The organism is Nakamurella multipartita DSM 44233 (assembly GCF_000024365.1).
Lineage (GTDB): Bacteria > Actinomycetota > Actinomycetes > Mycobacteriales > Nakamurellaceae > Nakamurella > Nakamurella multipartita.
Genome location: NC_013235.1, coordinates 635769 through 661761 on the forward strand (window position 1 = coordinate 635769; position 25993 = coordinate 661761).

The following is a 25993-nucleotide window of genomic DNA, read 5'->3' on the forward strand; positions in this document are numbered from 1 at the left end:
GGGGATCTGGGCTGGTCGGGTGGGTGCTGCAGCGCTGAATCTAGGACCTGGCCGGCCGATCGGCCGGCGCCGTGACCGATGTGTCACCCGACCGATGCGCGATCAGGTCGCGGTAGTGGGCGAATGCGGCCCGCGGGGTGCGCTCCAGGGTGTCCGGATCGACCCGGACCAGGCCGGTCCGGACGTGGCCCGGGGTGCCGGCCCAGCCGTCCAGCAGCGACCAGTGGAAGTAGCCGGCGACCGGCACGCCGCGGCCCGCGGCCCGGTCGACGGCGGCCAGATGCTCGTCCAGGAACGCGATCCGCGGACGGTCGTCGCCGTCCGGACGGTCGTCGAAGGCGCCGCCGGTGGTGACCACCACCGGCGGCAAGTGCGGGTACCGGCGGGCCAGGTCGACCAGCACCTGCTCCAGGGCCGGCGGGTCGATCGGCAGGTCGCCGGCGGTGCGCGGCACACCTTCCAGCGGGACCAGGGTCAGCGGCACGGACCGGTTCTCGGGCACCGCGGCGACCACCACCGGATGCTCGTAGCTCACCCCGTAGAAGTCCAGCGGGGCGGCGATCGCGGCCAGGTCGCCGTCGGCGATCACCCCGTCGGGGACCCCGGGCAGGGCCAGCAACCGGTCCGGGTAGCGGCCGAGCAGCACCGGGTCGGCGAACTGGCGGTTGTGGTACTCGTCGTAGAACGCTGCCGCCCACCGGTCCCGGCCGGACGGGCCGGCCGGCCGCACGGTCGTGTGGTGGTTGATCAGGCCGACCCGCCCCGCGCCGGCCGCCCGCAGCGCGGCGGTGGCCCGGGCGTGCCCGAGCAGCAGGTGGTGGGTGACCGGAAGGGCCCCGCCGAGCAGGGTCAATCCAGGCGCGTCCACGCCGACCGCGTGCCCCAGGGCCAGGTGCGGGAACGGATCCTCCAGGCTCGCCCAGGCGCCGACCCGATCGCCCAGCCGGGCGGCCACCGCGGCGGCGTAGTCGCCGAACCGCTCGGCGGTGTCCCGCCGCAGCCAGCCGCCCTCCAGCATCAGCTCCAGCGGCAGGTCCCACCGGTACAACGACACCCACGGCTCGATGCCCCGCGCCAGCAGGCCGTCGACCAGGGCGTCGTAGAAGTCCAACCCGGCCGGGTTGACCGGTCCGGTCCCGCCCGGCTGCACCCGCGACCAGGACAGCGTCAGCCGGTAGGCGTCCACCCCCAGCGCGGCCAGCAGATCCAGGTCCGTCGACCACCGGGCGTGGTGGTCGGCCGCCCGGGCCGGGCTGCTGCCGTCCTCGATCCGGCCGGGCAGGGTGGCGAAGACGTCCCAGATCGACGCCGTCCGGCCGGCGGTCCCGGCCGCTCCCTCGATCTGCATGGCCGCCGACGCGACGCCGAACAGCCGGGTCACGGCCGGCCCGCCGGAGGCAGCGGCTCGGTCAGGTACCGCTGCAGGGTCTGGCCCACGGACGCGATCAGCTGCTCACCGGTCAGCTGCACCACCGGGTCCAGGAACAGCAGGTAGCGGCTCACGATCACGCCCAGGATCTGCGACATCACCAGCCCGGCCCGCCGGGTGCGCTCCGGCTCGGGGATGCCCAACGCCGCGGTGAACGGCCCGACCATCCGGGCCACCACGAACTGGCGGATCAACGCGGCCCGCTGCTCGTCGGCCAGCGCGGTGCGCAGCCAGCCGGCCAACCCCGGGGCCATCGGCGATTCCCACACGCTGACGATCAGGCCGGCCAGCCGCACGCCCACCCCGTCCGGTCCGGCCGCGCCGATGCCGGCGAGCAGCGTCGGCAGGTCGATGGGCAGGTCGATGGTGGCCAGGAACAGCTCGTCCTTGGTACCGAAGTAGTGGTGCACCAGCGCGGGATCGACCCCGGCGGCGGCGGCGATCCGGCGGATGGACGCGCCGTCGAAGCCGGAGGCGGCGAAGGTGGCCCGGGCGGCGTCCAGGATGGCCGTGCGGGTGTCCGGGTTGCCCGGCCGCCGGCCGGTGCGGGCCGGCCGGGTTCGCTCGACGGCGCCGGGCATGCCGCTCCTTCGGGGGTGCTGGGTCAGGGGGTCCGTCGCCGCAGGGAGGCCGCGGCCAGGATCAGTCCCAGGATCACACAGCCGCCGACGACGGCCAGATCGACCCAGAACGTGGAGGTGGGCTCGGCGTTGTCGCCGACCTGTTGCAGCGCCTCCACCGCGTAGGACAGCGGCATCACGTCCGAGAGTGCGGAGAGCCAGCCGGCCATCTCCGCGCGCGGCACGAACAGTCCGCACAGCAGGATCTGCGGGATCACCACCACCGGGAGCATCTGCACGGCCTGGAACTCGGTGCGGGCCAACGCCGAACAGGCCAGCCCGAGGCCGACGCCGAGCAGCGCGGTCAGCACCGCGATCAGCACCACCAGGGCGGCCGAGCCGGCGGTGCTCATCCCGTACAGCCAGTACGCGCAGGCCGAGGCGATGACCGCCTGGCCGGCCGCGGCCGCGCCGAACGCGATCCCGTACCCGGCCAGCAGGTCGCCCTTGCCGGTCCGGGTGGTCATCAACCGTTCCAGGGTGCCGGACGTGCGCTCCCGCAGCATGGCGATGCTGGTGATCAGGAACATGATCACGAACGGGAAGATGCCGAGCATGATCAGCAGGATCCGGCTCACCGCGGGCGAGCCGTCGTACATGGCGTAGACCAGGCCCATCAGCACGATCGGGACCGCGATCAGCAGGCCGACGGTGCGCGGGTCGTGCCGCAGCTGGCGCAGGATCCGGGTGGTAGTGGCGGCCAGAATCCCGGGGCTGATCACGCTCATCGCGCCGCTCCCGCCCGGATCAGGTTCAGGAAGGCCCGGTCCATGTCGTCGGTGCCGGCCCGCTGCTTGATCGCCGCCGGGGTCTCGTCGGCGAGCAGCTCGCCCGCGCGCATCAGCAGCAGCGTGTCGCACCGGTTCGCCTCGTCCATCACGTGCGAGGACACCAGCACGCTCACCCCGTCGCGGGCCCGCTGCGCGAAGAAGTCCCACAGCTCCTCGCGCAGCACCGGGTCCAGCCCGACGGTGGGTTCGTCCAGCACCAGCACGGGCGGGTCACCGACGATGGCGCAGGCCAGGGACGCGCGCGACTGTTGCCCGCCGGACAGGTTGCCGGCCAGTTGCCCGGCGGCCTCGGCCAGGCCGACCTGCTCGATGGCCGCCCGGGCGGCGGACCGGTCGACGCCGGCGACGGCGGCGAAATAGTTGGTGTTCTCGGCCACGGTCAGGTCCAGGTAGATCGACGGCGACTGGCTGACGTAACCGATCTTGTCGCGCAGCGCCGGGGTGCCGGCCGGCCGGCCGAGCACGGTGACCGTGCCCGCGCGGACGACCTGCACCCCGACGACCGCCCGGATCAGCGTCGTCTTGCCCGCGCCCGACGGGCCCAGCAGTCCGGTGATCCGGCCGGCGGCAATGCGGCAGGTCAGGCCGTCCAGGACGGTCGCCTTTCCGCGCCGGACGACCAGCTCGGTGACGGTGATCGCGTCGGCCATGACGCGCCTCCTCCGCGAAGCGGTCGGCGGAATGTCAACGGTTGATGAGTTCCGCCGACTCCAGGGTAGGAGCGGCCGGCGGCCCGGTCAACAGCTGATGAATTCTCGACGGTGACCTCGCTCGCTCGTCGCGACCCCGATGACCGGCCCGGTTAGCCTGAGCCCCATGTCGCGCAGCCTCTATATCGCCTCGCCCGAGGCCCTGTCCGGAAAGTCGGCGGTGGCCCTGGGCCTGGTCGATCTGCTCAGCCGGCGGGTCGGCCGGGTGGGGGTGTTCCGGCCGATCGTCAACGCCGATCCGCAGCGCGACTCGGTGGTCGAGTTGCTGATCGCGCAGCCCGGCATCCGGCAGGACTACGACGAGGCGGTCGGCGTCACCTACGCCCAGTGGCACGCCGATCAGGACGCCGCGCTGTCCCGGATCGTGGACCGGTTCGGCGAGCTGAGCGCCGAGTACGACGCGGTCGTGGTGGTGGGCAGCGACTACACCGACGTGACCACCGGCAACGAGTGGGCCAGCAACGCCCGGATCGCGGCCAACCTGGGCTCGCCGGTGGTGCTGGTGGTGCACGGCCGCGACCGCACCCCGGCCGTCATCGCCGCGACCGTCGAGCTGGCCCGCTCCGAACTCGTGGCCTGGCACGCCCATCCGGTAGCCGCTATCGCCAACCGGGTCGACCCGGACGCGGTCGAGGACGTCCGCGAGCGGCTGTCCCGGGCCGGCCTGGTCGCCGGCGCGCTGCCCAACATCCCGCTGCTGGGCGCGCCGACGGTGGCCGACCTGCGCGACGCCTGCGGGGCGACGCTGTGGCGCGGTGACGAGGACCTGCTGACCCGGGAGTCGCTGGGCTTCCTGGTCGCCGCGATGACCCCGCCGAACGTGCTCCGCCGGCTACGGCCGTCGATGACCGTGATCGCGCCCGGCGACCGCTCGGACATGCTGCCGGCGCTGATCCTGGCCCACCAGTCGGCCACCTTCCCGGACCTGGCCTCGGTCGTGCTGACCGGCGGGTACGAGCCGCCGGCCTCGATCGCCAAGCTGATCGACGGCATCCGGGCCGACGTACCGATCCTGCTCACCGACGGCGGAACCTTCGAGACCGCCACCGGTCTGGGGCAGGTACGGGGCCGGTTGACCGCGGACTCCTCGGTCAAGCTGGAGAAGGCGCTGCAGGCGTTCGCCGAGGGGGTGGACGCCGACGCCATCGTCGACGCGCTGGACCTGGCCGACCCGACCGTGGTCACCCCGATGATGTTCCAGTACCGGCTGATCGAGCGGGCCCGGGCCGACCGCCGGCACGTGGTGCTGCCCGAGGGCGAGGAGGAACGCATCCTGCGCGCGGCGGCGATCCTGCTGCGGCTGGACGTGGCCGACCTGACCCTGCTGGGCGACGAGACCCTCATCCGGGCCAAGGCCGACACCCTGGGCCTGGACATCGCCAAGGCGCGGATCGTCTCGCCGACCACCCCCGAGCTGGTGGCCACCTTCGCCGCCGAGTACGCCCGGCTGCGCGCGCACAAGGGCATCACCCTGGAGCTGGCCACCGACATCGTTTCCGACGTCTCGTATTTCGGCACCATGATGGTCCACCTGGGGATGGCCGACGGGATGGTCAGCGGGGCCGTGCACACCACCGCGCACACCATCCGGCCCTCCTTCGAGATCATCAAGACCGCGCCGGGCACCACCGTGGTCTCCAGCGTCTTCCTGATGTGCCTGGCCGATCGCGTCCTGGTCTACGGCGACTGCGCGGTCAACCCCGACCCGACCGCGGAACAGCTGGCCGAGATCGCCATCTCGTCCGCGCAGACCGCCGCGCAGTTCGGCGTCGACCCGCGGGTGGCGATGCTGTCCTACTCGACCGGCAGTTCGGGATCGGGCGCCGACGTGGAGAAGGTGCGCACGGCCACCGACATCGTGCACACCAAGCGGCCGGACCTGTTGGTGGAGGGCCCGATCCAGTACGACGCCGCGGTCGACCCGGGCGTGGCGGTGACCAAGCTGCCGGATTCGCAGGTGGCCGGGCGGGCCACCGTGCTGATCTTCCCGGACCTGAACACCGGCAACAACACCTACAAGGCGGTGCAGCGCAGCGCCGGGGCGGTGGCCATCGGGCCGGTGTTGCAGGGGCTGAACAAGCCGGTCAACGACCTGTCCCGGGGCGCGCTGGTGGCCGACATCGTCAACACCGTCGCCATCACGGCGATCCAGGCGCAGGGGGAGACCGCGTGATACAGCACCCGATTCTGGTGGTCAATTCCGGCTCGTCGTCGATGAAGTACCAGCTGATCGACCCCGACGAGGGCCAGGCGGTGACCACCGGGTTGATCGAGCGGATCGGCGTCGCCGGCGCCGAACCGGGTCGGGCCACCCACCGGCAGGACGGCAAGGACTTCGACTACACCGGCGAGATCGCCGACCACGCCGCGGCGATCGAGGTGATGCGGTCCCTGTTCGACCGCTCCGGCCGGCCCATCCAGCGGACCGGGCTGTTCGCCGTCGGGCACCGGGTGGTGCACGGCGGGTCGTTGTTCGGCGAACCGACCCTGGTCGACGCGCAGGTGCTGGCCGAGATCAAGGCGTTGTCGGTGCTGGCGCCGCTGCACAACCCGGCCAATGCGACCGGGATCGAGGAGGCGATGGCCGCCTTCCCCGGCGTTGCGCAGGTGGCCGTCTTCGACACCGCCTTCTTCCGGGACCTGCCGGCGGCCGCCGCGACCTACGCGATCGACCGGACCGTGGCCGCCGAACATCAGGTGCGCCGCTACGGCTTCCACGGCACCTCGCACCAGTACGTCTCGCAGCAGGTGGCCGCGGTGCTGGGCCGGGAGCTCGCGCAGCTGCGGCAGATCGTGCTGCACCTGGGCAACGGGGCGTCGGTGTCGGCCGTGGACGGCGGCCGGGCGGTGGAGACCTCGATGGGCCTGACCCCGTTGGAGGGCCTGGTGATGGGCACCCGCAGCGGTGACATCGACCCGGGGGTGGTGTTCCACCTGGCCCGCACCGCCGGCCTGTCCATCGACGAGATCGACAGCCTGCTCAACCGCCGGTCCGGCATGCTCGGCCTGGCCGGGGTGTCCGACTTCCGGGACATCGACCGGCTGATCGAGCAGGGCGACACCGACGCCGCGCTGGCCCTGGACGTGTACTGCCACCGGGTGCGCAAGTACATCGGGGCCTACCTGGCCGTGCTCGGCGGCGCCGACGTCATCACCTTCACCGCCGGGGTCGGCGAGAACGCGGCCGGGGTGCGGGCCAAGGTGCTGGCCGGCCTGGAGCCGCTGGGCATCCGGCTCGATCCGGCCCGCAACGCCGAACGGGGTGGCGCGCGGGTCATCTCGACCGACGATTCGCCGGTGACCGTCCTTGTGGTGCCGACCAACGAGGAGCTGGCGATCGCCCGGGCGACGCTGGCCCTGGTGCGCTGACCATCGGTGCTCGCGGTCCTGCAGGGCCTGGCGACGATCGGCATCGTCGTCGGCGTGGGGTATCTGCTGGCCCGGACCAGCCTGCTGCCCTCGGGCACCCCGGTCGTGTTGTCCCGGTTGGTGTTCTTCGTGGCCACCCCCGCGCTGCTGCTGGAAACCCTGGCCGGGGCGTCGATCTCGGCGGTGCTGTCGGCCGGACTGGCGGTCACCGCGCTGACCACGACGGTGGCCTGGTCGCTGTACCTGCTGGTGGCCCGGTTGTGGTGGAAGCGGGACACCGCCTCGGTCGTGGTCGGTTCCCTGGCCTCGTCCTACGTCAACGCCGGCAACCTCGGGATCCCGCTGGCCGTCTACGTTTTCGGTGACGCCGCGCTGGTCGCGCCGGTCATGCTGTACCAGCTGGTGGTGCTGGCCCCGGTCGCCTTCGTGGTGCTGGACATGGTCGAGTCCGGCCGCCGCCCGTCCTGGCGGCGGGTGCTGATCCAGCCGGTGCGCAACCCGGTGATCGTCGCCTCGGTGATCGGCATCTCGCTGGCCGCGACCGGCGCCCACATCCCGCAGTTGATCGACGCCCCGCTCAAGCTGATCGCCGGGATGGCCGTGCCCGGCGCGCTGATCGCGTTCGGCATCTCGCTGCGCGGTGCGCCGATCCCCGGGCGGGGTGGCCGGGCGGCCGACCTGTCGCTGGCCGCCGCGCTCAAGCTGGTGGTGATGCCGGTGGCGGCCTACGCGTTGGGGCGCTGGGTGTTCGGGATGAGCGGGGTGCCGCTGCTGGCCAGCACGATGTGCGCGGCGCTGCCCACCGCGCAGAACGTGTTCGTCTACGCCGTCCGGTACAAGGCGGCGGTGCCGCTGGCCCGGGACGCGGTGGCCACCAGCACGCTGCTGTGCATCCCGGTGCTGGTCGTCATCGCCGGCCTGCTCAGCTGACCCCGGCCCCGTAGGCGTCCAACCAGCGGGCCAGCTGCGCGTAGACCTCGGCCCGCACCGGCGGGGTGGACAGCAGCAGATCGTGCATGCCGTCGACGATGCGCAGGCAGGTGACGTGCCGGCCCAGCTGCGTGGACCAGCGGGCCAGCGCGTCGGCGTTGAGCACCGCGTCGCCGCGCAGCAGCTCGTCGGACCACTCGCGGGCCCGGACGGTGCGGTTGCTGCACATCACCAGGATCGGCATGGTCAGCGTCAGGCCGGCGTGCGCCCGGGCGATGGCCCGCTGGGCGGCGGCCAGCCATTCCGCGCGCACCACCCCGCCGGTCACCGGCTTCCAGTCGGGATTGAACGTCCACTCGCCGCGTTCGGTGGCGTGGATGCTGATCTGGTACTGGCTGCGGGTGGGTTGCTGCAGCACCAGTTCGGGCCGGTTGCGGGCCAGCACCGCGAAGGGCCGCGGGGCCAGCGCGCGCACCGCCCAGTTGGCCGGCACGTCCAGGAACGGGCTGTTGAGCACCACCGCGCGCACCGCGCTCAGGTCGGCGTCGCGGTGCGGGGCGTCGTGCAACCAGAGCACGCCGATCAGGCCGCCGGTGGAATGGGCGTTGAAAACGATCCGCTCGTGCCCGTCGGCCCGGATGGTGGCCACCGCGGCGTCCAGCTCGGGGTAGTAGTCGGCGACGTCGCCCATCCGGGTCGGGGTCTGGTGGGGCAGCAGCGATCGCCCGTTCTTGCGCAGGTCGACCGCGTAGAAGTCCTCACCGCGGGCGAGGTGGAACTCGGCCAGTTCCTTCTGGTGGAAGTAGTCGGAAAAACCGTGCAGGTACAGAGCCGCGCCGGTGGCCGGCCGGTCGGTCCGGCGACGGACCAGGGTGGCCACGACCGGGCCCTCGCGGTCGTCGGGCAACTGCAGGGTCAGGGCTTCGTAGGGCGCGCCGAAGAAGTCGGGCCGGGGGTCGGTGAACACCTCGACGGACGGGTTTGGCACCGGGCCAGGATAGTGCGCCACACTCTGGGCATGAGGCGGGCGGCGTGACCGAGGCGGACGAGTTCGAACGGGGCACCGACGGTCCCAAGGTGATCGTGGCCGCGGTCGACGGGTCGACCACGTCGTTGCGGGCCGCCGCTTACGCGGCCGGGCTGGCCCGCCGGCAGGGCGCCGAGCTGGTGGTGGTCTACGTGGTCGCCGGATCGGCCATGGTCGGGCTGGTGCCGGCCGCGGGCCTGGCCCTGAGCGATGCCGAGCACCAAGTCGCCGACGAGCTGCGGGTACAGATCGGCGAGGCGGCCCGGCGGGCCGGGCTGCGGGCCCGGTTCATCGAGACCACCGGCGACCCGTACACCGAGATCACCCGGGTCTGCGAGAAGGTGCTGGCCGACGCCGTGGTGGTCGGTGCCTCCACCTCGGCCGGGCACCGCATCATCGGCTCGGTCGGGGTCCGGCTGGTGCGGGCCGGCAAGTGGCCGGTCACGGTCGTTCCGTGACGCGGTCCGGGCCCGGCGGGTCGACCGCCGGGCTCAGGGGGCGTCCAGGTCGACCGCGTCCGCGCCGCCGGGATCGGGACGGCCGTCCCGCTCGTCCCGGTCGGCCCACTGAAGCAGCTGATCGATCGGGAACACGGCCTGGTCGATGCCGGCGTGCAGGTCGCCCAGCTCGGCGTAGCGGGCCGGCACGGTGGCTATCGTGAAATCGTCGGGGAGGACGTCGTCGATCTCGGTCCAGCGGATCGGGGTGGAGACGGTGCCGCGGGGCGTGCCCCGGACCGAATAGGCGGACGCGATGGTGTGGTCGCGCGCGTTCTGGTTGTAGTCGACGAACAGCATCGCCGGGTCGCGGTCCTTGCGCCACCAGGCGGTGGTGACGTCCTGCGGCGCGCGGCGCTCCACCTCGCGGGCGAAGGCCAGCGCGGCCCGGCGCACGTCGGCGAAACCCCACTGCGGCGGGATGCGGACGTAGATGTGCAGGCCCTTGCCGCCGGAGGTCTTCGGCCAGCCGACCGCGCCGAGTTCGTCGAGCACCTCGTGCGCGACGTGCGCGACCCGGCGGACCCGGGCGAAATCGCAGTCCGGCATGGGGTCCAGGTCGATCCGCCACTCGTCGGGTTTCTCGGTGTCGGCCCGCCGCGAGTTCCAGGGGTGGAACTCGACGGTGGACATCTGGACCGCCCAGATCACGCTGGCCAGCTCGGTGACGCACAGCTCGTCGGCGGTGCGCTTGAAGCGGGGGAAGAACAAGGTGACCGTCTGCACCCACGGCGGGGCGCCCCGGGGCAGCCGCTTCTGGTGCACCTTGTCCCCGGCCAGGCCCTCGGGAAAGCGGTGCATCATGCAGGGCCGCTCGCGCAGCGCGTTGACGATGCCGTCGCCGACGGACAGGTAGTACTCGACCAGGTCCAGCTTGGTCGCGCCGGTCGCCGGGAAGTACACCCGCTCGGGGTGGGTGACGCGCACGGTGCGCTCGCCCACGGTCAGCTCAACGGGTTCGCTGGTGTCGCGGGAGCGGGCCACCGGATCAACGTACCCAGCCGGCCCGCGATCAGCTCAGGAGACCGGCCACGGCCTCATCGATCGGGGTGTCCCCGGCCACCAGCTCCAGGGTCAGCCCGGCGGTGCGGGGCTCGTCCAGCAGGGCCAGCAGCACCGCCGCGACGTCCTCGCGGGGCACCTGCCCGCGTCCGGTGTGCTCGGCCAGGTGAACCAGCCCGGTGCCTGACTCCATGGTCAGCGCCCCCGGGCGCAGGATCGTCCAGTCCAGGTCGCGGGTCCGCAGGTCGTCGTCGGCGGCCTTCTTGGCCACCAGGTAGGCGGCGAAGACCTCGTCGGTGCCCGGCGGGGGCGGGGCGTCCGCGCCCATCGACGACACCATGACGTAGCGGCGGACCCCGGCCAGTTCGCAGGCCTGGGCGAGCAGCACGGCGGCGCCGCGGTCGACGGTGTCCTTGCGGGCCACGCCGCTGCCCGGTCCGGCGCCGGCGGCGAAGACGACCGCGTCGGCGCCGTCCAGGATCCTGGCCAGGTCCTGCGCCGATCCGGATTCCAGATCGAAGACCAGGGGATGCGCGCCGAGGGCGACGACGTCGGCCTCCTGCGCCAGGGAGCGGATCAGGCTGATCGCGTGCTCCTCGCGCTCGCCGAGCAGCCTGGCCAGCCGCAACCCGATCTTGCCGTGTCCACCCGCGATGACGACCCGCATAGGCCCACCGTACGCACCGTCACCGGGGTGGCCCACCGGGGCGGGCCGTGCCGTCCGGCCGGCGCCTTGACATCATCGTCAAGTGCCCGACTGGCTCAGCTTGGTGCTGGCGATGGTTCCCATCGTCCTGGCGGCTGCCTTCGGCACCCGGCAGGTCATCTACTCCAAGCGGGCCCGGGAGTGGCCGGCGGTCCCGTCGGGGTGGGTCCGGGCGCAGGGCGTGGTCGTCGACGAGCAGGCGCTGGGCCGCCGCCGACCGGCCAAAGACGGCACTGCGCAACGCATTCGCCGGCCGGTGATCACCTTCCGGGCGGCCGACGGGCGGGAGATCACCTTCACCTCGCGGATCCGGGCGGCCGGCACCCCGGGCGTCGGCTCGCTGGTGGAGGTCTACCACGACCCGTTCGACCCGACTATGGCCAGCATCGCCCCGCAGTCCCTGCCCAACGTGGTGCCGGCCCTGGGGCTGGCCGAAAAGTGGGTCGTGGTCAACATCTGGATCATGGTGGTGGTGATCGGCGTGATCATCGGGCTGGTCGTCCTGCACCGGTCCTGAGGTTTCGGGACCAACTTCCGGGCCTTGCGTGGAACCAAGCCGGTGGATGTGCAACACTAGAACTGGTTAGCGCCACCCGCGACGTTTTCGCTGTCGGGTGGATCACCACGATTCTCTGCGTTTCTCGGGTCGCTCCGACGAAGATAGAAGTCGTCGGCTAGCCCGTGTGGAGCATTCGCTCCCCATGTCGGATTGATCCAAGGAGTTACGCATGGCGCAGGGCACTGTCAAGTGGTTCAACGCGGAGAAGGGCTTCGGCTTCATCACCCCCAATGAGGGTGGTCCCGATGTGTTCGTTCACTACTCGGAGATCCAGGCCGGCGGCTACCGCTCGCTCGAGGAGAACCAGCAGGTGACCTACACGGTGACCCAGGGCACCAAGGGCCCGCAGGCCACTCAGGTCACCCCGCTCTAGTTCTTCCGCTTGACCGCATGATCGTCCGGGTGGGCGTAGCGATTCTCGCTACGCCCCTCGACGTATTTCCGCCCGGTGCGCGGTTCAGTTTCCGACCCGGTTCCCGGCTCAGCCGGCGACCACGGCCCAGACGTGCGCCAGACCCCGTTGCGCCCATCGGTCGTGCAACGAGGCGAAGGTGGACCAGGCCTGCGCCGCCGGCCAGTCCGGCGGCAGCAGCGTGGCCGGCAGTCCCGGATCGATCCGGGGAAAGACCCGCCACGAATCGATGACCCGCAGGTAGTGGGCGAACGCCTGCTCGTCGGTCAATTCCTCGTCCGGCACGGCCAGATCGCTGCTGTGTTGCCGCAGGAATTGCTCGTACTGGTCCCGCAGCGCGGGCAGATCCCACCATTGCCCGACCTGAATCGGGCTCAGGTGATGGGCCTGGAACCAGGTCACGTAGTGGTCCAGATCGGCGGCGGCCAGGACCTGCCGGGTCGGCTCGGCCAGGTGCCGGGGGGCCGCCCAGACACCGGCGGCGACCGTGCCGAAGCCCAACCAGCTCAGCTCGCTGCGCAGCCGGTGCCGTTGCGCCCGTTCCGATTCCGGCACCGAGAAGACGGCGAGCACCCAGCCGTCGGCCTCGCTGGTGCTCGGCCGGTGAAAGATGCGGCGATCGCCGCTGTTCAGATCGGCCAGGCCCGCGGCGGTCAGCCGGTAGCCGGCCCGGCCGTCGACCCGGTCCGGGTCCAGGAAACCCCGGGCCTTGAGCCGGCTCAGGGCCTGGCGCACCGCGGGTTCGGCCACGCCGGCCGCGGCCAGGCAGCGGATCAGGTCGGAGACCGCGATGGCGCCGCCGATCTCGCGCAGGAACGACCCGGCGAACGAGACGATCACCGACGACGGGCTGCCCGGCCGGTCCGGAGGCAACACGGCCGAGCCGGTCGGCGCGGCCACGATCAGTGCGCCGGCGCCGACAGCGTCCGGATGACCTCCATCGCGTCCCAGACCTCGGTGAACGAGGCCGGCAGCGGCGAGAGCCCGATCCGGATCGCCTGCGGGGCGCGGAAATCGATGAGCACCCCGGCTTCGGTCAGCCGTTGCGAGAGTTCCCGGGCGTCGGGCCGGGCGATGCTGACGTGACCGCCGCGCCGGGCCGGGTCGCACGGGCTCATGACGGTGAAGCCCTGCGGCACCAGGGTGTCCTCGGCGATGGCGGTGACCATCTCGGTCAGCGCAACGGCCTTGGCCCGGATCGCGGCGATGCCGGCCTCGGCGATGACCGCGGCGCCCTCGCGCACTGCGAGCAGGCCCAGCAGCGGCGGGGTGCCGGACATCATCGAGCGGATGCCGGCGGCCGGCCGGTAACCCTGCTCCATCTCGAACGAGTCCTGCCGGCCCAGCCAACCCCAGATCGGCTGGTCCAGCCCGGCGTGGTGCCGGGCGTTGGCGTACAGCAGCGCGGGTGCGCCGGGACCGGCGCCGACGAACTTGTAGGTGCAGCCGACGGCGAAATCGACGTCCCAGGCGTCGAGTTCGATCTCGGTGGAGCCGACCGAGTGGCACAGGTCCCAGACGACCAGCGCGCCGGCCCGGTGCGCGACCTCGGTGATGGCCGGCGCATCGGCGAGAAACGCCGACTGGTAGGCGATATGGCTCAACGTGACGACCGCGGTCCGCTCGTCGATGACGGCCGCGACGGCCTCGGGGGTGACGCCGCCGTCGATCGGCGGCTCCAGCCAGACCAGCTCCAGGCCCAGGTCCCGGGCCAGCGATTCGGCGACATAGCGGTTGGTCGGGAAGTTGTCCCGGTCCAGGATGATCTTGGTGCGACCCGGCCGCAGGTTCAGCGCGGCCCGCATCGCCTTGTAGAAGTTCACCGTGGTGGAGTCGGCGATGATCGTCTGCCCGGGGGCGGCCCCGAGCGCGGCCGCGGCCAGCTCGTCACCGACCAGCTCCGGCAGATCCATCCAACCCTCCGACCAGCCGCGGATCAGCCGGCCGGCCCACTGCTCGTGGGTGAACCGCTGCCAGGAATCGGCGATCGCGGCCAGCGGCCGGCCCAGGGAGTTGCCGTCCAGGTAGGCCACGACGTCGTCGGTGGCCGGCAGGTAACGGTCCCGGAAGCCGGCCAGCGGGTCGGTCCGGTCGAGGTCCTGCGCCTGCGCGCGGGTGATCGATCCGGTGATCGCGCCGGTGGTGAGGCTGCTCATGCGTGCTCCTTGGCCGGGGCGCCGATCTCGGTGCGCACGGCGTACAGCTCGGGGAAGAAGGTCAGGGACAGTGCGCGGGACAGGAAAGCCACCCCGGAGGATCCACCGGTGCCCCGCTTGTAGCCGATGATCCGCTCGACGGTCTTGAGGTGCCGGAACCGCCAGGTCTGGAAGGTGTCCTCGATGTCGACGAGTTCCTCGCACGTCTCGTAGACGTCCCACTGGTGCTCGGGATCGGCGTACACCGCGGTGAGGATGCCGACCAGCTCTTCGTTGCGGGTGTGCGGCTCGGCGAAGTCGCGCTCGAGCAGCTCGGCCGGGATCGGGTAGCCGCGCCGGGCCAGGTAGAGCAGGAACTCGTCGTACAGGCTGGGCGCGTGCAGGTCGCGGTCCAGCTGGGCGGCGGTCTGCGGCTCGTGCGCGAACACCGCGATCATCGCGCGATTCTTGTTGCCCAGCAGGAACTCCAGCGTCCGGTACTGGGCCGACTGGAAGCCGGAGGACTTGCCCAACACGTCGCGGAACTGCGCGTACTCCGACGGCGTCAGGGTGGCCAGCACCGCCCACTGCTCGATCATCTGGCGCTGGATGTGCTTGACCCGGGCCAGCCGCTTCAGCGCGGGACCGAGCTCGTCCTGGGCGAGCAGACTGATCGCGGAGCGGATCTCGTGGATGATCAGCTTCATCCACAGCTCGGTGACGTGGTGCACGACGATGAACAGCATCTCGTCGTGGTGGTCGGACACCGGCTGCTGTGCGTGCAGCAGTTCGTCCAGGTGCAGGTAGCTGCCGTAGTTCAAACCCTGCAGGTCCCGCTCGATGCCGTCCTCGAGGGGTCGGATGTTGCCCGTCATGGTTGCCTCCGCCGCCACGGTATCGCGTACCTATGACGTGCGTCAAGCAGACGCAATAAACCCGCCCGGCCCCGGCCTGGCCCGACCCGGCCCGGTCCGGTCCGGCCCGGCACCTGCAGTTGATCATGGGGAGATGGTCGTTCTGGCGGAGCCAGAACGACCATCTCCCCATGATCAACACCCAGGCGGGGCCGCGGCGAGGCAAGGCGGGGCGGGGGGTCAGGCGAGGCCGCGGCGGGGCGCTGGGCGGTCACCGTGGGTGCGACAAGAGTCACTCTTTGCAGCAATCGGCTTGCTATCGGCATGTAGTCCGGGTCAGAATCATGAACGTTCAATCAAATGACACTTCCGTCCGACCGATCTTTGAAGGAGCGAGCATGGCCACCATGACCCGCAGTTCCGATACCTCGACGTCCGCCCGCAGCGCCGTCGCCACCGCCACTGGGTTGGTGGTGCTGCGCGTGGTCCTGGGCGCGGTGATGATCGTGCACGGCTGGCAGAAGTTCTTCGTGGACGGCATTTCCGGCGTCAGCGGGTTCTTCGGCCAGATGGGCGTCCCGCTGGCTGGATTCAGTGCGGCGGCGGTGGCCACGGTCGAGCTCGTCGGCGGCGTCCTGCTGATCCTGGGTCTGGGCACCCGGGTGGTCGGCGCGCTCTACGCCCTGTGCATGGTCGGCGCGATCGTGTTCGTGCACGGGGCCAACGGGTTCCTGGCCGCCGCCGGTGGGTACGAGTTCGTCCTCGTGCTGGCCGCCGTCTCGGCCGCGCTGGCCCTGCTCGGCGGCGGTCGCTACGCGCTGGACGCGCTGATCAAGCGCTGACCTCAGCGGGGCGGCTCGTCCCGGGTGAGCTGGCCGATGCGTTCGGCCGCCCCCGGGGCGAGCGCCGTCAACTCCTGGCGATCGCCCAGCACGATGTCGTCCCAGCTGAACTCGGGCGCCACCACGGTCGAGACCAGGGTCCAGGCCCCGGCACTGGACGAACCCTGCCACCACCCGCCCGGCACGTGCAGCTGCGGCAATTGCCCGGCGGCCACGTCGGGGCCCAGCACCACCTCGTGCGCCGCACCGGTGGGTTCGATCAGCAGCAGCCGCAGCGGCGCGCCCTGATGGTGGAAGTAGACCTCGTCGCTGCCCAGCCGGTGCATGGCCGAGAAATCGCTGCCGATCAGCATGTACAGGATCGCCGAGATCCCGCCGCCGGTGAAGGTGCGGCGAAACCGCCCGCCCTCCAGGGCGAGCGGCTCCAACTGCAGCGACTGGGCCAGTGCCCGGCCGGCGTCCAGCTCGGCCGGGTCCGTACTCATGTCAGGACGGGAATCGTCGACAGCGCCGCGTCCAGGTCGGCGTCCGAGAGCCCGGAGTCGACCATCCGGTCGTTGAGGTAGGCGTCATAGGCGCCCAGGTCCAGCAGGCCGTGCCCGCACAGCGCCGTCACGATCACCTTCTCCTCGCCGGATTCCTTGCAGGCCAACGCCTCGCGCATGGTGGCGGCCAGCGCGTGCGTGGGTTCGGGGGCCGGCACGATGCCCTCGGTGCGGGCGAACCGGACCGCGGCGGCGAAGCACTCGGTCTGCTCGATGGACAGCGCCTCCATCAGCCCGAGCTCGTAAATGTGCGAGATCAGCGGGGCCATGCCGTGATAGCGCAGGCCACCGGCGTGGATCGGGTCCGGCACGAAATCGTGGCCCAGGGTGTGCATCTTCATCAGCGGCGTGAAGCCGGCGGTGTCGCCGAAGTCGTAGCGGTACTCGCCGCGGGTCAACGACGGGCACGAGGCCGGCTCGACCGCGCGGATCACCGGGTTCTGCCGGCCGGCCAGCTTCTCCCGCAGGAACGGGAACGCCAGGCCGCCGAAGTTGGAGCCGCCGCCGGTACAGCCGATCACCAGGTCGGCACCGGTCTCGCCGGCCTTGGCCAGCTGCAGCAGCGCTTCCTCGCCGATCACCGTCTGGTGCAACAGCACGTGATTGAGGACCGAGCCCAGCGCGTACTTGGTGTCGGCGGCTCCCGCAGCCTTCTCCACGGCCTCGGAGATGGCGATGCCCAGCGATCCGGGGTGATCCGCGGCGAACGCCCGCCCGGCCGAGGTCAGCTGGGACGGTGAGCGGTGCACCGTGCCGCCGAACGTCTCGATGACCGTGCGCCGGTAGGGCTTGGCGTCGTAGGACGCGCCGACCTGCCAGACCTCGCACTCGACGTCGAACAGCGAGCAGGCGAACGCCAGCGCGGTGCCCCATTGGCCGGCGCCGGTCTCGGTGGTCAGCTTCTTCACGCCGGCCTTGGCGTTGTAATAGACCTGCGGCACCGCCGTGTTCGGCTTGTGCGAGCCGGCCGGGGAGACGCCCTCGTACTTGTAGTAGATCCGGGCCGGCGTGCCCAGCGCCTGTTCCAGGCGGTGTGCCCGGAACAGGGGCGAGGGCCGCCACAGCCGGTAGACGTCCTGCACCTCGTCCGGGATCGGGATGTACCGCTCGGTCGAGACCTCCTGCAGGATCAGGTCCATCGGGAACAGCGGGGCCAGGTCGTCCGGGCCGACCGGTTCGTGGGTGCCCGGGTGCAGCGGCGGCGGGGGCGGGGCCGGCAGATCCGGCACGATGTTGTACCAGCTGGTGGGCATCTCGGATTCGTCGAGAAGGTACTTGTGCTGCCGAATGGGCATCTGCGCCGCCTTCGCCGTCGAGCTGTTCGGGACTGCGAGGCTACCCGGCCCGGCCGAAGGACCCGATCAGGCCCAGAGGTCGGCCAGGTCGGGCAGCGCCACCCGGGTCCCGCGGGCGGCGGCCCCGGCCGGGTCGGCACCCGGCCGCGGCGGGGTCAAGTCCACCACCTCGACCCGATCCAGCGCGGCGTCGTCCAGGAACCGGCTCAGCGGCGCCATCGAGTGCCGGTCGTCCCGGGCGTGCCGGTGGTGCGGCATCCGCAGCGGGGCATACAGATTCAGCTCGTCGGCGGCCCGGGTGAGCGCGACGTAGAACAACCGGGCCTCCTCCTCGACGCCTTCCGGGGTGCCCAGGGCCATGTCCGAGGGGAAGGAGCCGTCGACCAGGTGCAGCACGTGCACCACCGGCCATTCCAGACCCTTGGCCGAATGCACGGTGGACAGCACCAGGTAGTCGTCGTCCTGGCTCGGCGGTCCGGCCAGGTCGCTGGTCGAGGCGGGCGGGTCCAGGGTGAGCTCGGCCACGAACGCGGCCAGGTCGGGGGACTGGTCGGCCGCGCCGACCAGTCGTTCGAGGTCGCCCAGCCGGGCCGACCAGTCCCGGTAACGGGCGGTCAGCAGCGGCCGCAGCAGCTCCAGGCAGCCGCGGGCCCGCTCGCCGATTCGGTTCCGGGACCGGGCGTCGGCCAGGGTGGACAGGCTGGCGGCCAGAGCGACCCGGCTCATCGCCGGGGCCGCCGCGACCGCCTCGGCGTGCCGGTCCAGGTCGGCCGAGAGCTCCGGGTCGGCCAGCGACCCGAGCAGGCTGCGGGCCCGGGCCGGACCGATCCCGTCGTGCAGCCGCAGCAGCCGGTACCAGGCGACCTCGTCCCGCGGGTTGTCCAGCAGCCGCACGGCGGCCACGAAATCCTTGACGTGGGCCGCCTCCAGGAACTTCAGACCGCCGTACTTGACGAAGGGCACTCCGCGGGCGGTCAGTTCCACCTCCAGCAGGTCGCTGTGCGCGGCGGCCCGCATCAGCACCGCCTGCTCCCGCAGCCGCCGCCCCTTCTGGTGCGCCTCCAGCACCGAGTCGACGATGATCCGGGCCTCGGCGGGGGCGTCGTGGCAGCGCACCAACCGGGCCGGTCGCCCCTCTCGCCGGTCGGAGTGCAGGGTGATCCGGTGCTCGCCCTCGGCGCCGGGCCGGACCACGTTGGCCAGATCGAGCAGCCGCTGATGCGAGCGGAAGTTGCGTTCCAACCGGACCACGGTGACCTCGGGCAGCTCCTGCACCAGGCTTCGCAGATGGGCGTGGTCGGACCCGCGGAAGCCGTAGATGGCCTGGGCGTCGTCCCCGACGACCGTCAGCCCGTGCCCTCCCGGCCGCAGTGCGTGCACGATGTCGACCTGGGTGGCATTCACGTCCTGGTACTCGTCGACCAGGACGTGGTCCCAACGGCCGGCGATCTGCGGACCGACCACCGGATCGGCCAGCAGGCTGCGCCAGGCCAGCAGCAGATCGTCGAAATCGAGCAGACCGCGGTCGCGTTTGCGCGCGACATAGGCCCGGAACAGCTCCATCACCGCGTCGACGTGGGGCTGCACCCAGCCGAAATCGGTCTTGATCAGCGCCCGGGCCGGCACGCCGGTGTTCACCGCGCGCGAGTAGATGTCCACCAGGGTGGCCGCCCGCGGAAAGCGGCGGTCGGTGCCGTCCAACCCGTGGTCGTGCCGGAGCAGATCCATCACGTCGGTGGCGTCGGCCCGGTCGAGCACGCTGACCGCCGGCGGCAGGCCGAGGGCCTCGGTGTGCCGGCCGATCACCGCGTGTGCAACGGCGTGAAACGTCCCGCCGGCCAGCCGTTGTCCGGCGTCCGGCTGCGTGCACAGCCGGGCCGCGCGGGAGACCATCTCGTCCGCGGCGCGGCGGGTGAAGGTCAGCAGCAGGACCCGCTCGGCCGGCACGCCCCGGTCCAGCAGGCTGGCCACCCGGGCGGTCAGGGTGCGGGTCTTGCCGGTGCCCGCGCCGGCCAGGATGACCAGCGGGCCGTCGCCGTGCACCACGGCCGAGAGCTGCGCGTCGTCCAGCCCGGCGTCCCACCCAGTGTCGAACATTCGTGCGATTCTAGTTCGTTTCGACTCCGGAACCGGTCCGACGCGCCCGCCGCTCAGCCGGCCCGGCGGCGGCTGCCGACCACCCCGATCCGCGACGACGCCGCCCGGATCAGCACCGATGTCCAGGTGCGGTACGGCCGCCACGGCTCGGCGATCTGCTCGAACGCGGCCCGGGTGACCGGACCGTCCACCCGGTAGTGCAGCCCGACCAGCTCGAGCAGCATCGGCTCGTCGACCGGCAGCACGTCGGTGAAGCCGACCGCCCGGATGGTGATCAGCGAGGCGTAGAAGGGGCCGATTCCCTTGAGCCGCTGCATATCGTCCTGGCAGGCGGTCGGCCCGATGTGCCGTAGCCGGGCCACGTCCAGAGTGCCGGTCAGCGCCTGCCGGGCGATGCCGTGCATCCGGTGGATCTTCTCCGGGGTCAACCCGGGGAACTCGGTCACCCGCAGCAGCTGCTCGGGCGTCGGCATCGCCGCCAGCCGCCGGCCGGCCAGCTCGAAGGTCCGGCCGTGCCGTTCGGACAGCTGGGTGCGGACCTGGGCCATCTGCTGCGCCGGCCGCCGGGCGGACAGCACCGACCACAGGGCCGCTTCGTAGGGCGAATAGAACAGCGGCGGCAGCAGCCCGGGGGCGACCTCCTGCAGCCGACCGATCACCGGGTCCCGGTGGCCGACGTCGAGGAATTCACCGCCGTCCTGATCCAGCGACAGCACCCGCGCGACCTGGGCCCGCACCGCGTCGACCCGATCCGGGCCGACCCCGTCTACCCTGCCGTGCACGGTGCCGTCGGCATCCTGCCGCACCGCAACGCCCACCTGGTCGGCATAGCCGTCCAGGCAGAACGCCATCCGCATCACGCCGTCGAACGAGTCGGCCGCGCGCCCGCCGAACCCGAACTCGGCCGATTCCTGGAGCCGGAACGGGGTGGTCGGGGTGATCGAGAAACTGGTCATGGCGGCATCATGCCGACAAGGTCCGACAGTGCCCGGTTCGCCGGCGGCTCGCTCAGGACGCCGGATCGATCAGGCAGGTGTTCATGTCCCCGCTGGCGAACCCGCGTTGGAAGGAGGCGTCGCGCTCGTCCGGATCGCCGTGACCGGCCGGATCGCCGCCGAAAGCGGTGGTCATCGCAACCATTTCGTCCTGGGCGGTCGCCGGCAGGGTCAGGTACCCGTCCCGCACCGCCTTGCCCAGCGCCGCGCCGCCGAAGCAGTCGGCCTGCAGCTCGTAGCGCTTGCTGCCGTCGAACAGGGCCCCGTCGACGCCGTCGTGGACGAGCCGCGCCTGGACGGCGTGGCCGGTCTCGTGGGCGATCACCATGAAGACCATGGTCCGGCCCAGATCCTGGTGCTGGTGGAAGAACTGCAGATCCCAGGCCAGGAAGCCGGTCCCGTCGGTGGAATTGCCGCAGAAGAACGCGTTCGCGGTGTAGTTCTTGCCGTCGCCGCAGTCGGCGACCGAACCGGTGTCCGAGTCGTAGAAGCCGTCGCCGTTCCACAGTTCGGGGGCCGACCACGCCTCGGGGGAGCCGTCGGCCCCGACCCGGCCGGCGAAGGACTCCGCCCAGAACCGCTGGGTCACCGCGACCGCCGCCGCGGCCGCGCCGCGGATGTCGTCGTCGGAGGCCTCGCTCCACGGGGCCGGCTCGGGGGCGGGCTCCGCGGCCGGGGCCGGCTCGGGGGCCGCTTCGGTGGTGGGTGCGGCGACGGGTGCAGGAGCGGGCTCGGCGGCCACGGTGGTCGGCGGAGGCGTGGTCGGCGGGGGCGTGGTCGGGTCGGTGGTCGGTTGAGTGGCCGGCACGTAGGCCGCGGGGGTCGGGTCGGGTGTCGGGCTGGTCGGGTCCGACGACGCGCTCGGCCGGGTGGCGGCCGGGTCCATGACGGCGGTACCGGCGGTCGGTGCCGCGCACCCGGCCAGTCCGACCAGGGCGGCGGCGGCGACCACGGCAATCCCACGACGTCGATCGATACGCACGCTTCCCCCTCGCGGTCATCCATCACGTTCAGTGATTCGACCGCCTCAAAAGTGGTTCCTCTCGCCTGAGGTTAGGGCATTCGGGGCACACGACTGGGGGAATGTGTAACTCATAGTGATGATTCTGTCGATGCGAAGGCGATGCCGGCACCCAACGGGGCAAGATCGGGAACGGGGGGTAATCGCGGTATCCCGCTCGGTAGCCGGTCGCCATTGGCTCGTCGCTCCCGCGGCGACCGATCGGCCGCCTCATCCGCCGGTGGTTGAATCGGCGACATGTCCGGACTGGTCGATCTCGCGGTGGCCGCGACGGTCCTGGCCGCACCGATGGCCGGCGGGCCGAGCACGCCCGATCTGGTGACGGCCACCGCCGCGGCCGGCAGCCTGGGGTTCCTGGCCGGCGGATACCGGACCGCGGCCCAGCTGGCCGCGCAGATCGCCGAGGTTCGGGCGATCACCCCGACGTTCGGGGTGAATCTGTTCGCGCCCAACCCGATTCCGGTCGACCCCCAGGCCTACGCGCAGTACGCCGCCCGGTTGGCCGAGCGGGCGGACCACTTCGGTGTCGTGTTGCCGCCCCGGCCCATCGAGGACGACGACGGCTGGCCGGACAAACTCGACCTGCTGATCGAGGACCCGGTGCCGCTGGTCAGCTTCACGTTCGGGCTACCGCCGGCCAGGGCGATCCGGGCCCTGCAGCGCGCCGGCAGCGCGGTCGCCCAGACGGTGACCGGCCCCGCGGAAGCGCGCTGGGCGCTGGACGCCGGAGCCGACCTGCTCATCGTGCAAAGCGCCGACGCCGGCGGGCATTCCGCGGTCTTCGATCCCTCGGTCCGCCCGCCATCCCCGGCGCTGCCGGACCTCATCCGGCAGATCGCGGCGACCACACCGCGGCCGCTGATCGCGGCCGGCGGGTTGTCCTCGGCCGACCGGGTGGCGGCGGCGCTCCGGGCGGGCGCGGCCGCCGTCATGGTCGGCACGGCCTTGCTGCTGGCGGACGAGGCCGGGACCTCGGCCGTGCATCGGGCGGCGATCGCCGGGCGTCCCGGTCCGACCGTGATCACCCGGGCGTTCACCGGTCGCCCGGCCCGCGGACTGGTCAACGAGTTCATCGTGCAGTTCGAACCACGGGCGCCGCTGGGCTACCCGGCCCTGCACCACCTGACCAGCCCGCTGCGCAAGGCCGCGGCCGCCGCCGGCGATCCGGAATGGGTGCACCTGTGGGCCGGAACCGGCCACGGCGCCGTCACTCCCGGGCCGGTCGCCGACATCCTGCGGCGCCTGGCCGTCTGAGTCGGAGGTGGGCGGGTACTCGTCGAACGACTGACCAAGGGTCGGCCCGGCGCTCACCCGTCCGGCCGGCCGACCACGGGAAGGTGCGCCATGACCGATCAGGACCGAACTCCCGACGCTTCCGCCGACGTCCGCGAGCGGGCCGGTGCGACGGAGGACTACGGCGGGGTGCCGATCAGCGACGCGGAACTCGCGCAGGTGTGGATGAGTCCCGACGCGGCGGAGGCCGCGGGCGCCGCCGACCCGGACAACGCCGAGTCCGCGGGGGCCCCGGAGTCGGAGCCACCCGCGGACGAGAGCGCCGCTGCAGCGCAAGGCGCGGTCACCCGGCCCGAGGTGCCGGCGGACGACCCGGCACCGGCCGAGCCGGCGTGACCGCGCGCGCGGTTCAGGCCGCGGCGGTCTGAACCGGGGCCGGCTGGACGGCCGGCTCCAGGGCCTGGTCCAGGATCTGCCGGACGTCACCGACCGGGATGACGGTGAGCGCGTCGAGCACCTCGGCGGGCACGTCGTCCAGGTCGGGCTCGTTGCGCAGCGGGATGAACACGGTGCTCACCCCGGCCCGCTGCGCGGCCAGCAACTTCTGCTTGACCCCGCCGATCGGCAAGACCTTGCCGTTGAGGGTGACCTCGCCGGTCATCGCCACGTCCGAGCGGACCGCCCGGCCGGTGGCCAGTGAGGTCAGCGCGGTGACCATGGTGACGCCCGCGGACGGGCCGTCCTTGGGCACCGCACCGGCCGGCACGTGCAGGTGGATGGTCCGGTTCAACGCCCCCGGCTCGACGCCCACCTCGGCCGAGTGCGACCGGACGAAGGACAGCGCGATCTGCGCCGACTCCTTCATCACATCGCCCAACTGCCCGGTCAGGGTCAACGACCCCTTGCCCGGCTCGGCTCCGGCGGCCACCGGCTCGGCCGACGCCTCGATGAACAACACGTCGCCGCCCATCCCGGTCACCGCCAGTCCGGTGGCCACCCCCGGCACCGAGGTCCGCTCGGCGGTCTCCGAGGTGAACCGCGGCCGGCCGATCAGGGCCCGCAGATCCGGTTCGTCGACCACGATCGGTGCCGTGGCGCCGCCCGACAGCTTCGTCGCGACCTTGCGGAACACCTTGGCCAGCAACCGTTCCAGCTGCCGGACGCCCGCCTCCCGGGTGTAGTCGGCGGCCAGCTTGCGCAGGGCGGCGTTGGTCAGCTCGACCTCGTCCGCGCTCAGCGCCGCCCGCTCCAGCTGCCGGGGGAGCAGGTGGGTGCGCGCGATGGCGACCTTGTCCTCCTCGGTGTAGCCGTCCATGGTGATCAGTTCCATGCGGTCCAGCAACGCGGACGGGATGGTCTCCAGCACGTTCGCGGTGGCCAGGAACAGCACGTCCGACAGGTCCAGGTCGACGTCCAGGTAGTGATCCCGGAACGTGTGGTTCTGCGCCGGATCCAGCACCTCGAGCAGCGCCGCCGCCGGGTCACCCCGGTAGTCGGCGCCCACCTTGTCGATCTCGTCCAGCAGCATCACCGGGTTCATCGAACCGGCCTCGGTGATCGCGCGGACGATCCGACCCGGCAACGCGCCGACGTAAGTCCGCCGGTGGCCGCGGATTTCGGCCTCGTCCCGCACACCGCCCAGGGCGACCCGGACGAACTTCCGACCGAGGGCCCGAGCGACGGACTCACCCAGTGACGTCTTGCCGACACCGGGCGGACCGACCAGCACCAGCACCGCGCCCGAGCCACGTCCGCCGACGACCTGCAGGCCACGCTCGGCCCGCCGGCCGCGCACGGCCAAGTACTCGGTGATGCGGTCCTTGACGTCGTCCAGGCCGTGGTGGTCGGCGTCCAGCACCTCGCGGGCGGCCGTCACGTCGGTCTTGTCCTCGGTCTTGGACTGCCAGGGAAGCTCCAGCACGGTGTCCAACCAGGTCCGGATCCAGCCGGACTCGGGGCTCTGGTCGCTGGCCCGCTCGAGCCGGCCGACTTCGCGCAACGCCGCCTCGCGGACCTTGTCCGGCAGGTCGGCCTGCTCGACGCGGGAGCGGTAGTCCGCAGTGTCATCAGTGCCCTCCGCCGTCACATCTCCCAGCTCCTTGCGGATGGCGGCCAGTTGCTGGCGCAGCAGGAACTCGCGCTGGGACTTCTCCATGCCCTCGCGGACGTCGTCGCGGATCTTCTCGGCCACGTCCATCTCGTTCAGATGAGCCCGCGTCCACTCGATCAGCAATTCCAAACGCTCGATGACGTCCGGCGTTTCCAGAACCTGCCGCTTCTGCTCGGCGGTCAGGTAGGGCGCCCAACCGGCGGCGTCGGCCAGCACCGACGGCTCGGTCATCTTCTCCACGGTGTCGATGACCTGCCAGGCGTCCCGCTTCTGCAGGTTGGCGATGACCAGCGACTTGTACTCGGCGGCCAGCTCCTTGGCCCGCGCCGCCTGCTCGGCGGTGCTCTCGTCGGAGACGAGTTCGGCCTGCACCCACAGCGCGGCGCCGGGGCCGGCGACGCCGGTGCCGATCCGGGCCCGCTGCCCGGCCCGCAGCACCGCGGCCGGCGCGCCGCCGGCCAGCCGGCCGACCTGCTCGATGCTGGCGACGACGCCGTAGGTGGCGTACCGGTCGGACAGCCGCGGCGCCAGCAGCAGCTCGCCCTTGGTGCCGGTCCGGTCCCCGGCCTCGTCCCCAGTTCCGTCCTGGGCAGCGGCCTGGGCCGCGTCCAGGGCGGCCTGGGCGGCCTCGTCCAGTTCGATCGGCACGACCATGCCGGGCAGGACCACGACATCGGTCAGGGACAGTACCGGCAGACGACGGATATCGGTCATGTGAACACCCTTCAAGAGTTGAGTCTGTGTCACTCAAGGCTCTTGAGCCGGGGTTTGTTCCCGTTCGGATCCCGACCGCTTTCGCCGGCAGCGAAACGGA

The 25993-nt window shown here is 71.9% G+C and carries 25 protein-coding genes; 9 read left to right on the forward strand and 16 right to left on the reverse strand.

The window, feature by feature from the left end; genetic code table 11:
- Positions 1-40 precede the first annotated feature (40 nt).
- The 4 genes from NAMU_RS02855 to NAMU_RS02870 are packed head-to-tail and all read right to left on the reverse strand — an operon-like array spanning position 41 to position 3490.
- A complete protein-coding gene (locus NAMU_RS02855; protein ID WP_015745907.1) occupies positions 41-1381 on the reverse strand; it encodes a family 1 glycosylhydrolase in 1341 nt (446 codons plus the stop codon).
- The gene (locus tag NAMU_RS02860; RefSeq protein WP_015745908.1) at positions 1378-2010 is read right to left on the reverse strand and encodes a TetR/AcrR family transcriptional regulator; all 633 of its coding nucleotides are present in this window, start codon (positions 2008-2010) and stop codon (positions 1378-1380) included. Before NAMU_RS02860 ends, NAMU_RS02855 begins: the two co-directional genes overlap by 4 nt.
- Before the next feature lie 23 nt (positions 2011-2033).
- Positions 2034-2768, reverse strand: a complete 735-nt coding sequence (locus NAMU_RS02865; RefSeq protein WP_041369703.1) for an ABC transporter permease — start codon at positions 2766-2768, stop codon at positions 2034-2036.
- Between the two features lie 5 nt (positions 2769-2773).
- Positions 2774-3490 (reverse strand): ABC transporter ATP-binding protein, encoded by a 717-nt coding sequence (locus tag NAMU_RS02870; protein ID WP_015745910.1) that lies wholly within the window; start codon positions 3488-3490, stop codon positions 2774-2776.
- A 166-nt stretch (positions 3491-3656) separates the two neighbouring features.
- Between NAMU_RS02870 and pta the strand changes: the two genes are divergently transcribed.
- Genes pta through NAMU_RS02885 form a run of 3 tightly spaced genes read left to right on the forward strand, consistent with a single transcriptional unit; the run spans position 3657 to position 7849 of the window.
- Positions 3657-5723 (forward strand): phosphate acetyltransferase, encoded by a 2067-nt coding sequence (pta, locus tag NAMU_RS02875; RefSeq protein WP_052307769.1) that lies wholly within the window; start codon positions 3657-3659, stop codon positions 5721-5723.
- On the forward strand, positions 5720-6919 hold the full coding sequence (locus NAMU_RS02880) for an acetate/propionate family kinase (RefSeq protein ID WP_015745912.1): 1200 nt from the start codon (positions 5720-5722) through the stop codon (positions 6917-6919). Before pta ends, NAMU_RS02880 begins: the two co-directional genes overlap by 4 nt.
- 6 nt (positions 6920-6925) lie before the next feature.
- A complete protein-coding gene (locus NAMU_RS02885; protein ID WP_015745913.1) occupies positions 6926-7849 on the forward strand; it encodes an AEC family transporter in 924 nt (307 codons plus the stop codon).
- Here NAMU_RS02885 and NAMU_RS02890 read toward each other — a convergent pair.
- On the reverse strand, positions 7842-8837 hold the full coding sequence (locus NAMU_RS02890) for an alpha/beta hydrolase (protein ID WP_015745914.1): 996 nt from the start codon (positions 8835-8837) through the stop codon (positions 7842-7844). The two genes, NAMU_RS02885 and NAMU_RS02890, sit on opposite strands and share 8 nt — an antisense overlap.
- 44 nt (positions 8838-8881) lie before the next feature.
- On the opposite strand from NAMU_RS02890, the gene NAMU_RS02895 reads away from it, so the two are divergent.
- Entirely contained in the window at positions 8882-9334 is a 453-nt protein-coding gene (locus tag NAMU_RS02895) for a universal stress protein (protein ID WP_015745915.1), read from the forward strand.
- Between the two features lie 33 nt (positions 9335-9367).
- On the opposite strand, the gene ligD is transcribed toward NAMU_RS02895, so the two are convergent.
- Both ligD and NAMU_RS02905 read right to left on the reverse strand, forming a co-directional pair.
- Complete coding sequence (ligD, locus tag NAMU_RS02900) at positions 9368-10357, reverse strand: non-homologous end-joining DNA ligase (protein ID WP_015745916.1); 990 nt, start codon at positions 10355-10357, stop codon at positions 9368-9370.
- Between the two features lie 28 nt (positions 10358-10385).
- Positions 10386-11042: an SDR family oxidoreductase gene (locus tag NAMU_RS02905; RefSeq protein WP_015745917.1), complete on the reverse strand. Its 657-nt coding sequence runs from the start codon at positions 11040-11042 to the stop codon at positions 10386-10388.
- Between the two features lie 82 nt (positions 11043-11124).
- Here NAMU_RS02905 and NAMU_RS02910 point away from each other — a divergent pair, with 82 nt between their 5' ends.
- Both NAMU_RS02910 and NAMU_RS02915 read left to right on the forward strand, forming a co-directional pair.
- The gene (locus tag NAMU_RS02910; protein ID WP_015745918.1) at positions 11125-11598 is read left to right on the forward strand and encodes a DUF3592 domain-containing protein; all 474 of its coding nucleotides are present in this window, start codon (positions 11125-11127) and stop codon (positions 11596-11598) included.
- A gap of 211 nt (positions 11599-11809) precedes the next feature.
- Positions 11810-12013 (forward strand): cold-shock protein, encoded by a 204-nt coding sequence (locus NAMU_RS02915; protein ID WP_015745919.1) that lies wholly within the window; start codon positions 11810-11812, stop codon positions 12011-12013.
- A 108-nt stretch (positions 12014-12121) separates the two neighbouring features.
- On the opposite strand, the gene NAMU_RS02920 is transcribed toward NAMU_RS02915, so the two are convergent.
- Genes NAMU_RS02920 through kynA form a run of 3 tightly spaced genes read right to left on the reverse strand, consistent with a single transcriptional unit; the run spans position 12122 to position 15062 of the window.
- Positions 12122-12952, reverse strand: a complete 831-nt coding sequence (locus NAMU_RS02920; protein ID WP_015745920.1) for a PaaX family transcriptional regulator — start codon at positions 12950-12952, stop codon at positions 12122-12124.
- 2 nt (positions 12953-12954) lie between these two features.
- Positions 12955-14208 carry a kynureninase gene (locus NAMU_RS02925; protein WP_015745921.1) on the reverse strand — a complete coding sequence of 418 codons (1254 nt, stop codon included), beginning with the start codon at positions 14206-14208 and terminating at the stop codon, positions 12955-12957.
- A complete protein-coding gene (gene kynA / locus NAMU_RS02930) occupies positions 14205-15062 on the reverse strand; it encodes a tryptophan 2,3-dioxygenase (RefSeq protein WP_015745922.1) in 858 nt (285 codons plus the stop codon). The genes NAMU_RS02925 and kynA overlap by 4 nt, the downstream gene beginning before the upstream one ends.
- A 377-nt stretch (positions 15063-15439) precedes the next feature.
- On the opposite strand from kynA, the gene NAMU_RS02935 reads away from it, so the two are divergent.
- The gene (locus NAMU_RS02935) at positions 15440-15883 is read left to right on the forward strand and encodes a DoxX family protein (RefSeq protein ID WP_015745923.1); all 444 of its coding nucleotides are present in this window, start codon (positions 15440-15442) and stop codon (positions 15881-15883) included.
- 2 nt (positions 15884-15885) lie between these two features.
- Here NAMU_RS02935 and NAMU_RS02940 read toward each other — a convergent pair whose 3' ends face one another.
- The 5 genes from NAMU_RS02940 to NAMU_RS02960 form a co-directional block, all read right to left on the reverse strand.
- Positions 15886-16368, reverse strand: a complete 483-nt coding sequence (locus tag NAMU_RS02940) for a cupin domain-containing protein (protein ID WP_015745924.1) — start codon at positions 16366-16368, stop codon at positions 15886-15888.
- A complete protein-coding gene (locus NAMU_RS02945) occupies positions 16365-17723 on the reverse strand; it encodes a TrpB-like pyridoxal phosphate-dependent enzyme (protein ID WP_015745925.1) in 1359 nt (452 codons plus the stop codon). The genes NAMU_RS02940 and NAMU_RS02945 overlap by 4 nt, the downstream gene beginning before the upstream one ends.
- Positions 17724-17789: 66 nt before the next feature.
- Positions 17790-19820 (reverse strand): ATP-dependent helicase, encoded by a 2031-nt coding sequence (locus NAMU_RS02950; protein ID WP_015745926.1) that lies wholly within the window; start codon positions 19818-19820, stop codon positions 17790-17792.
- Between the two features lie 53 nt (positions 19821-19873).
- Positions 19874-20776, reverse strand: coding sequence for a DNA-3-methyladenine glycosylase family protein (locus NAMU_RS02955; protein ID WP_015745927.1), 903 nt, complete (start codon positions 20774-20776; stop codon positions 19874-19876).
- 52 nt (positions 20777-20828) lie between these two features.
- Positions 20829-21797 (reverse strand): neutral zinc metallopeptidase, encoded by a 969-nt coding sequence (locus NAMU_RS02960; RefSeq protein ID WP_015745928.1) that lies wholly within the window; start codon positions 21795-21797, stop codon positions 20829-20831.
- A 276-nt stretch (positions 21798-22073) separates the two neighbouring features.
- Between NAMU_RS02960 and NAMU_RS02965 the strand changes: the two genes are divergently transcribed.
- Complete coding sequence (locus NAMU_RS02965; RefSeq protein WP_015745929.1) at positions 22074-23090, forward strand: nitronate monooxygenase; 1017 nt, start codon at positions 22074-22076, stop codon at positions 23088-23090.
- A 90-nt stretch (positions 23091-23180) separates the two neighbouring features.
- Positions 23181-23465 (forward strand): hypothetical protein, encoded by a 285-nt coding sequence (locus NAMU_RS02970; protein ID WP_015745930.1) that lies wholly within the window; start codon positions 23181-23183, stop codon positions 23463-23465.
- A gap of 13 nt (positions 23466-23478) precedes the next feature.
- Here the strand turns inward: NAMU_RS02970 and lon are convergent, their stop codons facing one another.
- Positions 23479-25893, reverse strand: coding sequence for an endopeptidase La (lon, locus tag NAMU_RS02975; RefSeq protein ID WP_015745931.1), 2415 nt, complete (start codon positions 25891-25893; stop codon positions 23479-23481).
- Between the last annotated feature and the right edge of the window lie 100 nt (positions 25894-25993).